General features: G+C 65.6%; 12 protein-coding genes. 6 read left to right on the top strand and 6 right to left on the bottom strand.

Features of this window, described 5'->3' with window-relative positions:
- The first annotated feature begins 90 nt into the window (after positions 1-90).
- Positions 91-4,173, top strand: coding sequence for a phosphoribosylformylglycinamidine synthase (gene purL, locus F3J20_RS07615; protein ID WP_167282879.1), 4,083 nt, complete (start codon positions 91-93; stop codon positions 4,171-4,173).
- Positions 4,174-4,422: 249 nt separating this feature from the next.
- On the opposite strand, the gene F3J20_RS07610 is transcribed toward purL, so the two are convergent.
- From F3J20_RS07610 to F3J20_RS07590, 5 genes are all read right to left on the bottom strand, one after another.
- On the bottom strand, positions 4,423-5,202 hold the full coding sequence (locus tag F3J20_RS07610; protein WP_167038254.1) for a peptidylprolyl isomerase: 780 nt from the start codon (positions 5,200-5,202) through the stop codon (positions 4,423-4,425).
- A 9-nt stretch (positions 5,203-5,211) separates the two neighbouring features.
- Complete coding sequence (locus F3J20_RS07605; protein WP_167282878.1) at positions 5,212-5,523, bottom strand: BolA family protein; 312 nt, start codon at positions 5,521-5,523, stop codon at positions 5,212-5,214.
- A 1-nt stretch (position 5,524) separates the two neighbouring features.
- Positions 5,525-6,055, bottom strand: coding sequence for a septation protein A (locus tag F3J20_RS07600; RefSeq protein ID WP_167038250.1), 531 nt, complete (start codon positions 6,053-6,055; stop codon positions 5,525-5,527).
- Between the two features lie 347 nt (positions 6,056-6,402).
- On the bottom strand, positions 6,403-6,825 hold the full coding sequence (gene msrB, locus F3J20_RS07595) for a peptide-methionine (R)-S-oxide reductase MsrB (RefSeq protein ID WP_167038248.1): 423 nt from the start codon (positions 6,823-6,825) through the stop codon (positions 6,403-6,405).
- Between the two features lie 85 nt (positions 6,826-6,910).
- Positions 6,911-8,467 (bottom strand): protein adenylyltransferase SelO, encoded by a 1,557-nt coding sequence (locus tag F3J20_RS07590; protein ID WP_167282876.1) that lies wholly within the window; start codon positions 8,465-8,467, stop codon positions 6,911-6,913.
- Positions 8,468-8,771: 304 nt separating this feature from the next.
- Between F3J20_RS07590 and F3J20_RS07585 the strand changes: the two genes are divergently transcribed.
- The 3 genes from F3J20_RS07585 (at position 8,772) to F3J20_RS07575 (ending at position 14,111) form a co-directional block, all read left to right on the top strand.
- Positions 8,772-10,466 carry a 3-(methylthio)propionyl-CoA ligase gene (locus F3J20_RS07585; RefSeq protein ID WP_167282875.1) on the top strand — a complete coding sequence of 565 codons (1,695 nt, stop codon included), beginning with the start codon at positions 8,772-8,774 and terminating at the stop codon, positions 10,464-10,466.
- Positions 10,467-10,628: 162 nt separating this feature from the next.
- The gene (locus F3J20_RS07580) at positions 10,629-12,734 is read left to right on the top strand and encodes a 3-hydroxyacyl-CoA dehydrogenase NAD-binding domain-containing protein (RefSeq protein ID WP_167282874.1); all 2,106 of its coding nucleotides are present in this window, start codon (positions 10,629-10,631) and stop codon (positions 12,732-12,734) included.
- Positions 12,735-12,932: 198 nt separating this feature from the next.
- Complete coding sequence (locus F3J20_RS07575) at positions 12,933-14,111, top strand: acetyl-CoA C-acyltransferase (protein ID WP_167282872.1); 1,179 nt, start codon at positions 12,933-12,935, stop codon at positions 14,109-14,111.
- Positions 14,112-14,401: 290 nt separating this feature from the next.
- Here F3J20_RS07575 and F3J20_RS07570 read toward each other — a convergent pair whose 3' ends face one another.
- Positions 14,402-14,695 (bottom strand): contact-dependent growth inhibition system immunity protein, encoded by a 294-nt coding sequence (locus F3J20_RS07570; protein WP_167282897.1) that lies wholly within the window; start codon positions 14,693-14,695, stop codon positions 14,402-14,404.
- Positions 14,696-15,090: 395 nt separating this feature from the next.
- Between F3J20_RS07570 and F3J20_RS07565 the strand changes: the two genes are divergently transcribed.
- Positions 15,091-15,576, top strand: a complete 486-nt coding sequence (locus F3J20_RS07565) for a PaaI family thioesterase (protein WP_167038238.1) — start codon at positions 15,091-15,093, stop codon at positions 15,574-15,576.
- A gap of 120 nt (positions 15,577-15,696) precedes the next feature.
- Positions 15,697-16,695 carry an NADP-dependent oxidoreductase gene (locus tag F3J20_RS07560; RefSeq protein ID WP_167282871.1) on the top strand — a complete coding sequence of 333 codons (999 nt, stop codon included), beginning with the start codon at positions 15,697-15,699 and terminating at the stop codon, positions 16,693-16,695.
- Positions 16,696-16,721 lie beyond the last annotated feature (26 nt).

Raw genomic sequence — 16,721 nt, 5'->3', positions numbered from 1 at the left:
CCCGGGGTATAATCCCGGACTTCCTTTCCGCCTCACGTCGCCTGCATGCGCGACTCTCCGGCATCATTGAGCGACGCAACGTCAAGTCCCATGGCCCACTTCTCGTGTTTCCCCGGCGCTTCGGCCCTTTCCGATTTCCGTCAAACCCGCCTGCTCGAAACGCTGACGCGCATCGACGCGAATATCACCGGCGTGCGCGGCCAGTATCTGCACTTCGTCAACGCCCAGACCGAACTGTCCGCTGAAGACAGCGCGAAGGTCGAGGCGCTGATGCACTATGGCGATCCGTTCGAAGCCGGCAAGGAGCGGGGCGCCGTCGAGACCTTCCTTGTCGTGCCGCGCTTCGGCACCGTGTCGCCGTGGGCCAGCAAGGCAACCGACATCGCGCAGCTGTGCGGCCTCGCCCAGGTGCGCCGCATCGAGCGCGGCGTCGAGTACACGGTCACGCTGAAAAGCGGCCTGCTCGGCGGCAAGAAGGCGCTCTCCGACGAAGCGCGCGCGGCCGTCGCCGCGGCGCTGCACGACCGCATGACCGAGAGCGTCGCGCCGTCGCGCGAGCATGCGCTGCATCTGTTCGACGAACTGCCGGCCAAGCCGCTGCAAACCGTCGACGTGCTCGGCCGGGGCCGCGCCGCGCTCGAAAACGCCAACGCGGAACTGGGCCTCGCGCTCGCCGACGACGAAATCGACTACCTCGTCGACGCCTTCACGAAGCTCGGCCGCAACCCGACCGACGTCGAACTGATGATGTTCGCGCAGGCCAACAGCGAGCACTGCCGCCACAAGATCTTCAACGCGGACTGGACCATCGACGGCGAGAAGCAGGACATTTCGCTGTTCAACATGATCCGCAACACCGAGAAGCTGAATCCGCAGGGCACGATCGTCGCCTATTCGGACAACTCGGCGATCATGGCGGGCGGCATGGCCGAGCGCTGGTTCCCGCGCACGCCGGCCGAAGCCGGCGCGAACGGCTTGCCCGAGCACTACCGCCGCGGCGTCGAGCTCACGCACACGCTGATGAAGGTCGAAACGCACAATCACCCTACCGCGATCTCGCCGTTCCCGGGCGCCGCGACCGGCGCGGGCGGCGAAATCCGCGACGAAGGCGCGACCGGCCGTGGCGCGCGTCCGAAGGCGGGGCTCGCGGGCTTCACGGTGTCGAACCTCGAACTGCCGGACGCCGTCGAATCGTGGGAAAACGCGCGCGATGCCGCGCAGCCGCTCGAACAGCGCAATCCGGCCGCGCAGCACGAAGCCTACGGCCGTCCGGACCGCATCGCCTCGCCGCTGCAGATCATGATCGACGGTCCGCTCGGCGGCGCCGCGTTCAACAACGAATTCGGCCGGCCGAACCTCGGCGGCTATTTCCGCGCTTACGAGCAGAACGTCGGGGGCCTCGTGCGCGGCTATCACAAGCCGATCATGATCGCCGGCGGCATCGGCAATATCTCCGACCAGCACACGCACAAGCACGATCTGCCGGAAGGGTCGCTGCTGATCCAGATCGGCGGCCCGGGCATGCGCATCGGCATGGGCGGCGGTGCTGCGAGTTCGATGGCGACCGGCACCAACACGGCCGAACTCGACTTCGACTCGGTGCAGCGCGGCAACCCCGAAATCGAGCGGCGCGCGCAGGAAGTCATCAACGCGTGCTGGCAGCTCGGCGAGAAGAACCCGATCCTCAGCATTCACGACGTCGGCGCGGGCGGTCTGTCGAACGCGTTCCCCGAAGTGGTGGACGGCGCGGGCAAGGGCGCGGTGTTCGAACTGCGCAAGATCCAGCTTGAAGAAAGCGGCCTGTCGCCGCGCGAAATCTGGTCGAACGAAGCGCAGGAGCGCTACGTGCTCGCCATCGCGCCGGCCGATCTGCCGGCGTTCGAAGCGATGTGCCGGCGCGAGCGCTGCCCGTTCGCGGTGATCGGCACGGCCACCGCCGAGCGTCAGCTGAAGCTGATCGATGCGGAGCAGAACGAAGCCGCGCATCAGCCCGTCGATATGCCGATGGAAGTGCTGCTCGGCAAGCCGCCGCGCATGCATCGCGACGTCAGGCGCGTCGAGCGCAAGCTCGAACCGGTCGAGGTGACCGGCCTCGCGCTGCAGGACGTCGCGCAGAGCGTGCTGCGCCATCCGACGGTGGCGAGCAAGTCGTTCCTGATTACGATCGGCGACCGCTCGGTCGGCGGCACGACCGCGCGCGACCAGATGGTCGGTCCGTGGCAGGTGCCGGTGGCCGACGTCGCGATCACGACGATGGACTACGCCGGTTTCCGCGGCGAAGCGATGACGATGTCCGAGCGCACGCCGCTCGCCGTGATCGATGCGCCGGCTTCGGGCCGCATGGCGGTCGGCGAGGCGATCACGAACATTGCCGCGGCGCCGATCGCGTCGCTCGACAAGCTCAAGCTGTCGGCCAACTGGATGGCCGCGTGCGGCGCACCGGGCGAAGACGCGGCGCTCTACGACACGGTCAAGGCGATCGGCATGGAGCTGTGCCCGGCGCTCGGCATCAGCATTCCGGTCGGCAAGGATTCGCTGTCGATGCGCACGCGCTGGGAAGACCGCGGCGTCGCCAAGGAAGTGGTCGCGCCGGTCTCGCTGATTATCTCGGCATTCGCGCCGGTCGAAGACGTGCGCCGCCATCTGACGCCGCAACTGCGCCGGGTCGCCGACGCCGGCGATTCGGTGCTGATCGCGATCGACCTCGGCCGCGGCAAGCATCGTCTCGGCGGCAGCATCCTCGCGCAGGTCACGCAGCAGGTCGGCGACACGGTGCCCGACGTCAACGATCCCGAAGACCTCAAGCGCTTCTTCAACGCGATCCAGTCTCTCAACCGCGACGGCAAGCTGCTCGCGTACCACGACCGCTCGGACGGCGGCCTGTGGGCGACGGTCTGCGAAATGGCGTTCGCAGGTCACGCGGGCGTGTCGCTGAACGTCGACATGCTCGTGCTCGACGCGAACCACGAATCCGATTACGGCGACGCGAAGGACTGGGCCAAGCAGACGAGCGGCCGCCGCGAAGACCGCACGATTCGCGCGCTCTTCAACGAAGAGCTCGGCGGCGTGATCCAGGTGCGCGCGGCCGATCGCGACGCCGTGCTCGGCGCGTTGCGCGAGCACGGCCTGTCGGCCTGCTCGCATGTGATCGGCAAGGTCAACGAGCGCGACGTGATCGAGGTCTATCGCGACGCGAAGAAGGTCTACGAAGCGCCGCGCGCCGAACTGCATCGCACGTGGAGCGAAGTGAGCTGGCGCATCGCGCGTCTGCGCGACAACCCCGCTTGCGCCGATGCCGAATACGACACGCTGCTCGACGCGGCCGACCCCGGCATCGTGCCGGCGCTGAGCTTCGATCCGGCGCAAGACGTGGCGGCGCCGTTCGTGGGCAAGGGCGCGCGTCCGCGCGTCGCGATCCTGCGCGAGCAGGGTGTGAACTCGCACCTCGAAACGGCCTATGCATTCGATCGCGCCGGTTTCGACGCGCACGACGTCCACATGAGCGATCTGCTGGCGGGCCGAGCGAATCTCGCCGACTTCGCCGGCGCGGTCGCCTGCGGCGGCTTCTCGTACGGCGACACGCTCGGCGCGGGCGAGGGCTGGGCGAAGACGATCCGCTTCAACGCGCAACTGGCCGACATGTTCGCGGCGTTCTTCGGCCGTGACGACACGTTCGCGCTCGGCATCTGCAACGGCTGCCAGATGATGAGCAGCCTCGCCTCGATGATTCCCGGCGCCGAAGCATGGCCGAAGTTCACGCGCAACAAGTCGGAGAAATTCGAGGCGCGCTTCTCGCTCGTCGAGGTGCAGGCATCGCCGTCGATCTTCTTTGTGGGCATGGAAGGCTCGCGCATTCCGGTCGCGGTCGCGCACGGCGAAGGCTTTGCGGACTTCTCGCAGCAGGGCGACAAGTCGAAGGTCGCGGTGGCGATGCGTTATATCGATCACCGTGGCGAGGCAACGGAGCAGTATCCGTTCAACCCGAACGGTTCGCCCGAGGGTATTACGTCGGTCACCACGGCCGATGGCCGTTTCACGGTGCTGATGCCGCACACCGAGCGCGTGCACCGCACGGTGCAGATGAGCTGGCATCCGCAAGGCTGGGGCGAGATCGGCACGGACGCGAGCCCGTGGCTGCGTGTGTTCCAGAACGCGCGCCGCTGGCTCGGTTAAGCGACGTGGTGATGCGGCGGTAATGCGTTTGCGTGGACAAGGCACGTCGCCCAGCGCGACGGCCTTGTCGGCTCGGCCTTGCATCCGGGCAGGTTGTAGCGAACGGCCCACATAACGCGAAATTCGCAGCGTCGTGAAGTCCGCCGCGAACTGCTCGCAACGCTACGGCAATAAAAAAGCCGCCCGAGGGCGGCTTTTTTGTTTCTGGCTTCGGAAGAGGCAGGGCTTGCGTAACCTGCTTCCCGGCGCTTACTGAATCTTCGCGTTCTTGCGCAAACCTTCCTCGAACGCCTGCAGCTTTTCCTGCTGGATCTGCTGCACGATCTGCGCGCGCACCTGTTCGAGCGGCGGCGGCGTGATGGCGCGGATGTCGTCGACGCGGATAATGTGCCAGCCGAATTGCGTGTGCACCGGCGTGTCGGTCATCTGGCCTTTCTGCAGATGCGTGGCTGCGTCCGCGAATTCTGGCACGTAGGCCTTCGGGTCCGACCAGTCGAGATCGCCGCCGTTCTTGCCCGAGCCCGGGTCCTTCGAGTACTGCCTGGCCAGGTCTTCGAAGCTCGCACCCGCCTTGATCTTCGCGATCAGGTCCTTCGCCTGCTGCTCGTTGTCGACGAGGATGTGGTGCAGGTGATATTCCTTGCCGCCCGCGTCCTTGATCAGCGCGTTGTAGCGCGCGGTGACTTCGGCGTCGGTCGGCTGGTTGTTCTTCACGAAGTCTTCGATCAGCGCGCGCAGCACGACGGTTTGCTGCGCGACCGCGACTTGCGCCTTGACGTCGGGGCGGTTCGGCAGGCCACGACGCAGCGCTTCCTGCATCAGGATTTCGCGGTTCACCAGTTCTTCGCGCACGGCCTGCTGCAATTGCGGCGTGTTCTGCTGGCCTTGATGAACCAGTTGATCGATCAGCGCATCGGCGCGTGCCTTCGGAATCGGCGTGCCGTTCACGACGGCGATGTTCTGTGCGAATGCAGGTGCGGCCGCGAATGCAGCCAGCAACACCCAGAGGCGGGTTTTCTTCAAGGTCATCGAGAGTTCCTAGCGGGGCAACAAAGCAAATTCTTCGGGCGTATACGCCGTGATGGCAAGGGCATGGATGCCGCGCTGCATGGCATCGGCCAGCGCATCATACACCATGCGATGCCGCGCCACGCGGGCCTTGCCGGCAAATGCGGCGGCCACGATCGTGACACTGAAATGACCGCCGGCCGCAGCGCCGGCGTGGCCCGCGTGCTGCGCGCTGTCGTCGGTGATGCGGATCGACTCGACCGGCGCGAGCGCAGCCGAAAGGCGCGCCTCGATCAGCGCGGCGCGCTCGGCGGTCGTGGCGTGCATGAACAGATCGCTCATGTCATTCTTCCTTCATGTACTTCGACAGCCACAGGCTCTGTCCGACGATGAACACGAGCAGGCAGCCGGTGGCGCCGAACAGCTTGAAATTGACCCACTGGTCGGTCGTGTAGTGATAGGCGACGAACAGGTTCAGGAGGCCGAGCAGCACGAAAAACACCGCCCAGACGAGGTTCAGCTTGCTCCAGATCGCGTGCGGCAGCGTGATCTGCTTGCCCATCATCGCTTCGATCAGGTTCTTGTTGAAGCCGAGTTGCGAGACGATCAGCGCGACGGAAAACGCCCAGTACAGCACGGTCGGTTTCCATTTGATGAAGGTGTCGTTGTGCAGCACGAGCGTCGCGCCGCCGAACACGACGACGACGCCGAGGCTTACCCACAGCATCGGGTCGACCTTGCGATGGCGGAACGCGACCCACGCGATCTGCACCAGGGTTGCGACGATCGCCACTGCCGTCGCCGTGAAAATGCCCCAGATCTTGAAGGCGACGAAGAACAGGATGATCGGGAACAGATCGAACAGGAATTTCATTATCTGGTCGGGAAGTCGGAGAGTGAGTGGAGCGGTAAATCAGGCAACGGGTTGAGTGACGCAGTGCGTGCGGCAATGGCTGATCGCTGCGCGCCCGCCGTTGCGCAAGCGGGCGGCCCGCGCGATAAGACCCGTGACGGCTTGCGGGCGCGGTGCCGCGAGCGGCACCGCCAGCCGGCGGCACGAGGCGCCCTCGCATGCTGCCCAGACACGACCACGTGACGAACACGCTACGGACAGGTCACGAACACGGCCCGAAAGCCGGCTGAAGGGCGCCGCGCGCGGCGCAACGCCCGAATCCCTGGGCCATGCCTGCCACCGGCCTTGCCCTTGGATTTCGCGCCGCGTTACTTGGGCTCGAATTGTAACGCAGCCGAATTGATGCAGTAACGCAGACCAGTCGGCGCCGGTCCGTCTTCGAATACGTGGCCGAGGTGCGCGCCGCACTTCTTGCATTGCACCTCGATACGCAGCATGCCGTGCGAACGGTCGGTCTTCTCGGCGATCACCTCGCCGTCGATCGGCCGGAAGTAGCTCGGCCAGCCGCAGCCCGCGTCGAACTTGGTGTCCGATTCGAACAGCGGGGTGCCGCAACAGACGCAGTCGTAAATGCCGCGCTCCCAGTGATCGTGATAGCGGCCCGTGAACGGGCGCTCGGTGGCCGCGTGGCGCGTCACCTGATATTCGATGTCGGAGAGCTGCTTGCGCCATTCGGTATCGCTTTTCTGGACCGCGGGGGCGTCGTGCTTGAGATCGTCGGGATTGTTCATGGTCGCTTCCTGTCTCGGGTCGGGCCTGGAAATGCCCGGTTTCAGTCTCGGTATGTTGAAGGCGGAGCCGCCCGCGCGTCACGCGTCACGACGAACAGCTGACTTCGAGCGAACTCGCCCAGTCGGGCGGCAGGCCCGCATACGCGGCGTATTCGGGCTGTTCGTCGAACGGGCGGCGCAGCACGGTCGCGAGCCGTTCCACTTCGGAAAAATCCTTTTCCTTCGCGCGCTGGATCGCGGTTTCCGCCAGATGGTTGCGAAGTACGAATTTGGGGTTCACGCGGTTCATTGCAATGGCGCGCGCGGCGTCGTCGCGTGTTTCTTCGGACAGCCGCGCGCGATAGTCGTTCGCCCAGGCGTCGAAGGCGGCGCGGTCGAGGAACAGGTCGCGCACCGGCGCGTCGCTGCTCGCATCGTGTTTCGACAAGCTCGCGAGATGGCGGAACGTCAGCGTGAAATCGGCGCGGTTTGTGTGCATCACTTCGAACAGGCGATTCACGAGCGCGTCGTCGCCTTCGCGCGCGTGTTCGAGGCCGAGCTTCGCGCGCATGCGGTTAGCGAGCTCCGGCGCGAACCGGTCCTTGAAGCCGCCGAGCACGCGTTGCGCGTCTTCGATCGCCTTGTCGCCGCGCACGCTTGCGTCGTGCCGTTCGCCGAGGATCGGCAGCAGCCCTTGCGCGAGGCAGAACAGGTTCCAGTAGGCGACCTGCGGCTGCCGCTGGTACGCGTAGCGGCCGTGCGTATCGGAGTGATTGCAGATGTGGTTCGCGTCGAAGCCGTCCAGGAAACCGAACGGGCCGTAGTCGATCGTGAGGCCGAGGATCGACATGTTGTCGGTATTCATCACGCCGTGACAGAAACCGACCGCCTGCCAGTCGACCATCAGATCGGCGGTGGAGCGCACCGCCTCGTCGAGCAGCGCGAGATACGGGTCGTCGGCTTCGCGGCAATGCGGATAGAAGCGTTCGATCACGTGATCGGCCAGCGTGCGCAGCGCATCGACGCGATCGTTCGCATAGAAGTGCTCGAAGTGGCCGAAGCGCACGAAGCTCGGCGCGACGCGCGTGACCACCGCGGCGGTTTCGATCGTCTCGCGCCGCACCGGCTGATCGGAGCCGATCACGCACAGCGCGCGCGTGGTCGGAATGCCGAGATGATGCATCGCTTCCGAGCACAGATATTCGCGGATCGACGAGCGCAGCACCGCGCGGCCGTCGGCCATGCGCGAATAGGGCGTGAGGCCCGCGCCCTTCAGTTGCAGTTCGAAGCGCTGGCCGTCGTGTGCGAGTTCGCCGAGGCCGAGCGCGCGGCCGTCGCCGAGCTGGCCGGCCCACACGCCGAACTGGTGCCCCGAGTACACCGACGCATACGGCAGCGCCTCAGCGGGCCAGTTGCGCGTCGCGTTGCCGCAGAACAGTTCGATGAAACCCGGATCATGCTCGATGCCTGGCGGCAAACCGAGCAGCGCGGCGGTCTCGGCCGAAAAGCCGACCTGGTACGGTGCGCTGAGCGGCGCGGCGGGCAGGCGCGTGAGAAACGTGCTGCCGAGCCGCGCGAAGGCGTTGTCGGGGGGAGTGGCGAGTGTGTTGGAAAGATCCGTCAAAGCTGCGGATAGCCCTGCAATGCTTGGGGAAAACGACATGTTGAGCGCCTCTGGATTAACCGATATTGTAAGTCCGCGCCCGCGGCGCTGCTGGCTGGCCGCCTGAACGGGTTCGGACGGAGTTGCTTCGTTCGGTGCCGCCTGGTTCAGCCTGGTTCCTTTGGGTCCGTTGGGTCCCATTCGGCCACGGTCGCCGCCGCAACGATTTTCCGCCTTGCGCGCCTCAACCGCTTGCCGATCCGAATCGAAGTAAATTACAGCCAGGCAGGGCGAATCGAAACGCCAGCCGACCGCAACCCGAACGCAATCCGCCCCTATCGACAAGCCGAGGAGACTCCGCCTTATGACGACGCCGTTGCTGGGCCAGATGATGGACGTGCCGCTCACCGTGTCATCGCTGCTCGCGCACGCCGCGCGGCATTTCGGCAGCACCGAGATCGTGTCGCGCCGCATCGAAGGCGATCTGCATCGCTACACCTACCGCGATTGCGAGCAGCGCGCGAAGCAGCTCGCGCAGGCGCTGATCGCGCTCGGCGTCGAGGCGGGCGAGCGGGTCGCGACGCTCGCCTGGAACGGCTACCGGCATCTCGAAGCGTATTACGGCACGGCTGGCTTCGGCGCCGTATGCCACACGATCAACCCGCGGCTCTTTCCCGACCAGATCGCCTACATCGTCAATCACGCGGACGACGCCTACGTGCTGTTCGACACGACGTTCGCCGCGCTCGTCGATACGCTCGCGCCGCAGTGCCCGAAAGTGCGCGGCTGGATCGCGTTGTGCGACGAAGCGCATCTGCCGTCGATGCAAACGCCGGTGCTCTGCTACGAAACGCTGATGGCCGCGCAGGACGGCCACTTCGCGTGGCCCGCGCTCGACGAGCGCCAGGCCTCGTACCTCTGCTATACGTCGGGCACGACCGGCAATCCGAAGGGCGCGCTGTATTCGCATCGCTCGACGGTGCTGCATGCGCTCGGCGCCTCGCTGCCCGATGCGATGTGCCTGTCCGCGCGCGACAGCGTGCTGCCCGTGGTGCCGATGTTCCACGTCAATGCATGGGGCATTCCGCATGCGGCGCCGCTGACCGGCGCGAAGCTCGTGCTGCCCGGCAAGGATCTCGACGGCAAGTCGCTCTACGAACTGATGGAGCGCGAGCGCGTCACGTATTCGGCCGGCGTGCCGACCGTCTGGCTCGGTTTGCTCAACTACCTGCGCGAAGCGGGCGTGAAGTTTTCCTCGCTGGAGCGCACGGTGATCGGCGGCTCCGCGTGTCCGCCCGCGATGCTGCGCACGTTCGAGGACGACTACGGCGTGCAGGTCATCCACGCATGGGGCATGACGGAAATGTCGCCGCTCGGCACCTTGTCGAAACTGACGTGGGAGCAGAGCCAGCGGCCGGTGGCGGAGCAGCGCAAGCTGCTCGAAAAGCAGGGCCATACGATCTATGGGGTCGACATGAAGATCGTCGGCGAGGACGGCCGCGAATTGCCGTGGGACGGCGTCGCGTTCGGCGATCTGCACGTGCGCGGACCATGGGTGATCGACCGGTATTTCCGCAAGGACGACGCGCCGCTCGTCGACGGCTGGTTCCCGACCGGCGACGTCGCGACGATCGACCCCGACAGCTTCCTGCATATCACCGACCGCTCGAAGGACGTCATCAAGTCGGGCGGCGAATGGATCAGCTCGATCGACGTCGAGAACGTCGCGATCGCGCATCCGGGCGTGGCCGAAGCGGCCTGCATCGCGTGCGCGCATCCGAAGTGGACCGAGCGGCCGCTGCTCGTGGTCGTCAAGCGCGCGGGGCACGAGCCCACGCGCGAGGAACTGCTCGCGTTCTATGACGGCAAGGTCGCGAAGTGGTGGATTCCCGACGACGTCGTGTTCGTCGACGAACTGCCGCACACGGCGACCGGCAAGCTGCAGAAGCTCAAGCTGCGCGACCGGTTCCGCGACCATGTGCTGCCGTCCGCGCTGGACGACGCCCGCGATTGTCCGCTAACGCCGCTTGCGGCCGACGCCAGGGGAAACCCTGTCTGACTCTAAATTGAACGATCGTTCTTTTTTGTGTATTCTGTCTGCTGACCCCGGATTCATCGGTCGAAAAAGTCCGACAATGAGCGGACCCGATCACGGACCCGATGAGCCGGACGGGCGGCGCATCACGCGCCGCCTCATTGCATGGATCGCATGGAGGCAGGCATGGCGGTAAACGACGCAGTAGTGGACTACACGACTCATGACGGCGTGGCCGTCATCACGCTGAACAATCCCCCTGTGAATGGCCTCGGACTGTCGACGCGAGCGGGCATCGTCGAAGGGCTCGAGCGCGCGCAGAACGACCCGGCCATCAAGGCCGTCGTGCTGACGGGAGCAGGCAAGGCCTTTTCGGGCGGCGCCGACATCACCGAATTCAATACGCCGAAGGCGACCCAGGAGCCGACGCTCGCGACCGTCATCAAGGCCGTCGAAGGCAGCGCGAAGCCGGTCGTCGCGGCGATTCACAGCGTCGCGATGGGCGGCGGCCTCGAACTCGCGCTCGGCGCGCATTACCGCGTTGCCGCGGCCGGCGCGCAGATCGCGCTGCCCGAAGTGAAGCTCGGCATTTTGCCGGGCGCGGGCGGCACGCAGCGTCTGCCGCGCGCGATCGGTCTCGAAGCCGCGCTGAACATGATCGTCTCGGGCGCGCCGGTGCTCTCCGAAAAGCTCGCCGACTCGGGCCTGTTCGACGAAGTCGTCGCGAACCCGGCCGAACTCGCCGAAGCCGCGCTCGCCTTCGCGCGCAAGGTGGGTTCGAAGGCGGGCCCGCACCCGAAAGTGCGCGAGCGCAAGATCGAGCATCCGAACGCAGCCGGTTTCATCCAGTTCGCGCGCAACAGCGTCGCGGCAATCGCGAAGCATTTCCCGGCGCCGCACAAGTGCATCGACGCGGTGGAAGCCGGCGTGCAGAACGGCTTCGACAAGGGCCTCGCCTTCGAGCGCGAACGTTTTCTCGCGCTCGTGCAGACGCCCGAGAGCCGCGCGCTGCGTCATGCGTTCTTCGGCGAACGCGCGGCGAGCAAGATTCCCGATGTGCCGTCCGATACGCCGGTGCGCGAGATCGGCCAGGTGGCCGTGATCGGCGCGGGCACGATGGGCGGCGGTATCGCGATGAACTTCATCAACGCGGGCATTCCGGTCACGCTGCTCGAAACGAAGCAGGAAGCGCTCGACCGCGGGCTCGCGACGATCCGCAAGAACTACGAGGCGACGGTCAGGAAGGGCAAGCTCAAGCCTGAGGTGATGGAACAGCGCCTCGCGCTGCTGAAGCCGACGCTTTCCTACGACGACCTGAAGAGCGCCGACCTGATCGTCGAAGCCGTGTTCGAAGAACTGGGCGTGAAGGAGCAGGTGTTCCGCCGCCTCGACGAAGTCGCGAAGCCCGGCGCGATCCTCGCCTCGAACACGTCGACGCTCGATGTCGACAAGATTGCCGCGTTCACGAAGCGTCCGCGGGACGTGGTCGGCATGCACTTCTTCAGTCCGGCCAACGTGATGAAGCTGCTCGAAGTCGTGCGCGGCAAGGAGACCGCGAAGGACGTGCTCGCCACCGTGATGAAGGTCGCGAAGAAGATCAAAAAGACCGCGGTCGTCTCGGGCGTATGCGACGGCTTTATCGGCAATCGCATGATCGAGCAGTACGTGCGCCAGGCGCTCTTCATGCTCGAAGAAGGTGCGCTGCCCGCGCAGGTCGACAAGGCGATCGAGAAGTTCGGCTTCGCAATGGGGCCGTTCCGCATGAGCGATCTCGCCGGCAACGACATCGGCTGGGCGATTCGCAAGCGCCGCTATCTCGAGTATCCCGAGATGCATTATTCGAAGATCGCCGACCGTCTGTGCGAAATGGGCCGCTTCGGCCAGAAGACCGGCGGTGGCTGGTACGACTACAAGGCCGGCGACCGCACCGCGTATCCGTCGAGCGTGGTCAACGAGATGATCGGCGCGTATTCGAAAGAGGCCAACGCCGAGCGCCGCAAGATCAGCGACGAGGAAATCGTCGAGCGGCTCGTGTTCGCGCTCGTCAACGAAGGCGCGAAGATTCTCGAAGAGGGCATTGCGTCGAAGGCGTCGGACATCGACATGGTCTATCTGACCGGCTACGGCTTTCCGCTTCATCGCGGCGGCCCGATGCTGTACGCGGACACGGTCGGGCTCTACAACGTCGAGCGCGCGATTCGCCGCTACGCGGCGCGGCCGAACGGCGACGCGTGGAAGCTCGCGGCCAGCATCGCGAAGCTGGCCGCCGAGGGGCGCGGCTTCAACGGCTGAGCGGACGACGGGGATCGGCGCGGCGGCTTCGCGCGGCGCGCCGATCTCACCCGAATCGAGTCTGGATCAGACTCGAATCAGACTCGGATCAAACGACAGAGGCGGCGCGCCCACGCGCATAAAACCGGCATGAAACCGGGATGAAGCGCACGGCATCGAGCCGGCGCGCCGCTCTCGACACTGCAATGGGAGACACGCATGACTGACGCCGTAATCGTATCCACCGCCCGCACGGGTCTCGCCAAATCGTGGCGCGGCGGTTTCAACATGACGCATGGCGCGACGCTCGGCGGCCACGTGACGCAGGCCGCGGTCGAGCGCGCGAAAATCGACCCGGCGCGCGTCGAGGACGTCATCATGGGCTGCGCGAATCCGGAAGGCGCGACCGGCGCCAATATCGCGCGGCAGATCGCGCTGCGCGCGGGCCTGCCGGTCAGCGTGCCGGGCATGACCGTGAACCGCTTCTGCTCGTCGGGCTTGCAGACGATCGCGCTGGCCGCGCAACGCGTGATCGCCGGTGAGGGCGACGTGTTCGTCGCCGGTGGCGTCGAGTCGATCTCGTGCGTGCAGAACGAGATGAACCGCCACATGATGACCGAAGGCTGGCTCAACGAGCACAAGCCGGAAATCTACTGGCCGATGCTGCAGACGGCCGAGAACGTCGCGAAGCGCTACGCGATTTCGAAGGAACGCCAGGACGAATACGGCGTGCGCTCGCAGCAGCGCGCGGCGGCCGCGCTCGAAGCCGGCCGGTTCAAGGACGAGATCGTGCCGCTGACGGTGCTCGCCGGTGTCGCCGATAAAGCGACCGGGCGGCTCTATACGAAGGAGGTGACGGTCAGCAGCGATGAAGGCATTCGCGCTGACACGACGCTCGAAGGCGTCGCGAAGATTCGCACGGCGGTGCCGGGCGGCGTGATCACCGCGGGCAACGCGAGCCAGTTCTCGGACGGCGCGTCGGCCAGCGTGGTGATGAACGCGACGCTCGCGGAGCGCGAAGGTTTGCAGCCGCTCGGTATTTTCCGCGGCTTCGCGGTGGCCGGTTGCGAGCCCGACGAAATGGGCATTGGCCCGGTGTTTGCGGTGCCGAAGCTGTTGAAGAAGGCCGGCCTCAAGGTCGAGGACATCGGCCTGTGGGAGCTGAACGAAGCGTTCGCGGTGCAGGTGCTCTATTGCGCGGATACGCTTGGCATTCCGCACGACCGCCTCAACGTGAACGGCGGCGCGATCGCGGTCGGCCACCCGTATGGCGTGTCGGGCGCGCGGCTCGTCGGCCATGCGCTGATCGAGGGCAAACGGCGCGGCGTGAAGTTCGTCGTGGTGACGATGTGCATCGGCGGCGGGCAGGGCGCGGCGGGCTTGTTCGAAGTGGTCTGAGGTGGCCTGAGGTGGTGGGTGCCGGGCGCGCATCTGTGAGCAAGCTCACGGTGATGCGATGCCCGGTAGCCTCGGTAGCGGCAGGCTAGGCGCGCCCTGGTCGACAAGGGGCATCGTGCGGGTCAGGTCCGCCGGAGAGCTTGTCGCGCGGCAGGTAGTGAATCTGTGCGAACTGCGCGGCGCACGCGAAGGCGAGCGCGTGGCGCATGGAGGCGAATGCGGGCACGGCCAGCGGCATGTGTGCAAGAAGCACCGGGTGACTGAGCCACCCGCGTGCGGAGACAAGGGAACTATGCACTCAGAATACGCTTCAATTCGTCGAAAAACGAAGCAGTTGTATAGCCCCATAGAACCGGGTTGAAATTGAATCCATAGGCTTCATAGAATTTTGTGTCGAGACTCTCACCTGCCTCTTTTTTGAATGTGTCTATTTCCGATAGCGCCTCTGCGATTTCTTCCGGAGAACTGTCTCGCTTGTAGCAAGAGACGACATCTTCCAGCTTATCGCCCCAAAGATCGCTATCCTGGTTGAGATATCCCCCGAACAGCACATAGAACTGGGGATAGGATTTTTCGTTCATCATTGCAGTAGATAAGACAACCTGAGCCGTACTCATATTGATATTCCGGGCGCAATCTCTCGCGCAATTGTGCCTCAGTCCGCCCGACACGCTTTTCGATTGTATGCCCGCCGACCCAGCTACCGTTTTCGCTTCATGCTTCGTCAGTCTGATACGCCTGACTAAACAGATGATGAACGAATGAGGCGCAACCCGTGAGCAACCGATAGGCACCCCATGAGCGAACGAAGAAGCACAGCGACGTGAATGCACCGAAGCGATAGCAGGTATCATTTTTCGCCACGCGCGTATGCGCTTGCGTCCGCGTTTGTGCCCGCGCGCGCCTTGCGCGGCGACCGTCCGCGTGATGCGACCGTTCCAGATGCAGACGCCGCTGACCACGAACTCCGAACACTGCAATGACCGACTCGACCTCATCCGCCCGCAGCGGCAACGCTTCGTTGCCCGAAAGCCCCTTCGTCGACCGCCTCGGCGCGCGCTTGCTCAGCGCCGCCGACGGCGTCAGCGAAGTCGTGCTGCCCTTGCAGCCCGATCACATGAACACCTGGGACGTCGCGCACGGCGGCGTTACGATGACGCTCGCCGACGTCGCGCTCGCGATGGCCGCGCGCAGTCTCGCCGGCGACGGCGTCGGCGTCGTCACGGTCGAGATGAAGGTCAACTTCATGCAGCCCGGCCGCGGCGAGTTGCGCGCGAGCGGCCGCGTGCTGCACCGCTCGACCACGATGGCCTATTGCGAAGGCGAGATCCGCGACAGCGAAGGCCACTTCGTCGCCAAGGCGCTCGGCACCTTCAAGTACATGCGCCGCCTCGCGGTGGGCCGCGACGTGACGCGCCAGCGTCTGCGCAGCGACCCGTCGGCAAAACCCGGTCCGAGCGACTGACCGCGCAACCTCACGGCGCGCGCGAGGCACGACGACGCGCGCGCTGGCCAACCGAACCATCGGCAACTTAATTTGCAACTTAATTTGCAACTCCATCGGCAAACCAGGGAGACGACCCTCATGACCCAGATCAACCGGCAGGTTCTGCTCGCTTCGCGTCCGCAAGGCGAAGTCACGCCCGATAACTTCAGGCTCGTCGAAACGCCGCTCGCCCCGCTCGCCGAAGGCGAGGTGCGCGTGCGCAACCACTTCCTGTCGCTCGATCCGTACATGCGCGGCCGCATGAACGACAGCAAGTCGTACGCGGCGCCGCAGCCGCTCGACGAAGTGATGATCGGCGGCACGGTCGGCGAAGTGGTCGAATCGAAGAACCCGAAGTTCGCGGTCGGCAACAAGGTCGTCGCGATGTTCGGCTGGCAGGAGTACGGCACCTCGAACGGCGCGGGCATGCAGAAGGTCGACGACACGCATGTGCCGCTCCCGGCCTATCTTGGCCCGGTCGGCATGCCGGGCGTCACCGCGTGGTACGGGCTCAACCGCATCATCGCACCGAAGGCGGGCGAGACGGTCGTCGTCAGTGCGGCGAGCGGGGCGGTGGGCAGCGTGGTCGGCCAGCTCGCGAAGGCGGCCGGGGCGCGCGCGGTCGGCATCGCGGGCGGCGCGGAGAAATGCCGCTACGTCGTCGAGACGCTCGGCTTCGACGCCTGCGTCGACTACAAGGCCGGCAATCTCTACCAGGACCTGAAGGCCGCGACGCCCGACGGTATCGACGGCTGCTTCGAGAACGTCGGCGGCGAGGGGCTCGATGCGACGCTCGCGCGCATGAACGCGTTCGGGCGCATCGCGTTGTGCGGTTTCATCGCCGGGTATGACGGCCAGCCGGTACCGCTCAAAAATCCCTCGCTGATGCTGACGCAGCGGCTGCTCGTGCAGGGCTTTATCGTCTCGGAGCATATGGAGGTGTGGCCCGAGGCGCTCGCGCAGCTCGGCACGCTCGTCGCGCAGAAGAAGCTGCATTATCGCGAGACCATCGCGCAAGGGCTCGACGCCGCGCCCGAGGCGTTCATCGGTCTGCTCAAGGGCCGCAACTTCGGCAAGCAGCTGGTCAGGCTGATCTGATCCCGGCGCGGCGTCACCACTCAACC

This window comes from Paraburkholderia sp. Cy-641, assembly GCF_011752945.1.
GTDB lineage: Bacteria > Pseudomonadota > Gammaproteobacteria > Burkholderiales > Burkholderiaceae > Paraburkholderia.
Note: the sequence above shows the minus strand (reverse complement) of the source record. Positions and strands in the feature narration are given on the sequence as shown.

Excerpts from the sequence above, each read along its gene's own strand:
- msrB (WP_167038248.1), bottom strand. The coding sequence starts at position 6,825 with ATGAACAATCCCGACGATCTCAAGCACGACGCCCCCGCGGTCCAGAAA.
- purL (WP_167282879.1), top strand. The coding sequence starts at position 91 with ATGGCCCACTTCTCGTGTTTCCCCGGCGCTTCGGCCCTTTCCGATTTC.
- F3J20_RS07560 (WP_167282871.1), top strand. The coding sequence starts at position 15,697 with ATGACCCAGATCAACCGGCAGGTTCTGCTCGCTTCGCGTCCGCAAGGC.
- F3J20_RS07585 (WP_167282875.1), top strand. The coding sequence starts at position 8,772 with ATGACGACGCCGTTGCTGGGCCAGATGATGGACGTGCCGCTCACCGTG.
- F3J20_RS07610 (WP_167038254.1), bottom strand. The coding sequence starts at position 5,202 with ATGACCTTGAAGAAAACCCGCCTCTGGGTGTTGCTGGCTGCATTCGCG.
- F3J20_RS07580 (WP_167282874.1), top strand. The coding sequence starts at position 10,629 with ATGGCGGTAAACGACGCAGTAGTGGACTACACGACTCATGACGGCGTG.
- F3J20_RS07600 (WP_167038250.1), bottom strand. The coding sequence starts at position 6,055 with ATGAAATTCCTGTTCGATCTGTTCCCGATCATCCTGTTCTTCGTCGCC.
- F3J20_RS07570 (WP_167282897.1), bottom strand. The coding sequence starts at position 14,695 with ATGATGAACGAAAAATCCTATCCCCAGTTCTATGTGCTGTTCGGGGGA.
- F3J20_RS07575 (WP_167282872.1), top strand. The coding sequence starts at position 12,933 with ATGACTGACGCCGTAATCGTATCCACCGCCCGCACGGGTCTCGCCAAA.
- F3J20_RS07590 (WP_167282876.1), bottom strand. The coding sequence starts at position 8,467 with ATGTCGTTTTCCCCAAGCATTGCAGGGCTATCCGCAGCTTTGACGGAT.
- F3J20_RS07565 (WP_167038238.1), top strand. The coding sequence starts at position 15,091 with ATGACCGACTCGACCTCATCCGCCCGCAGCGGCAACGCTTCGTTGCCC.
- F3J20_RS07605 (WP_167282878.1), bottom strand. The coding sequence starts at position 5,523 with ATGAGCGATCTGTTCATGCACGCCACGACCGCCGAGCGCGCCGCGCTG.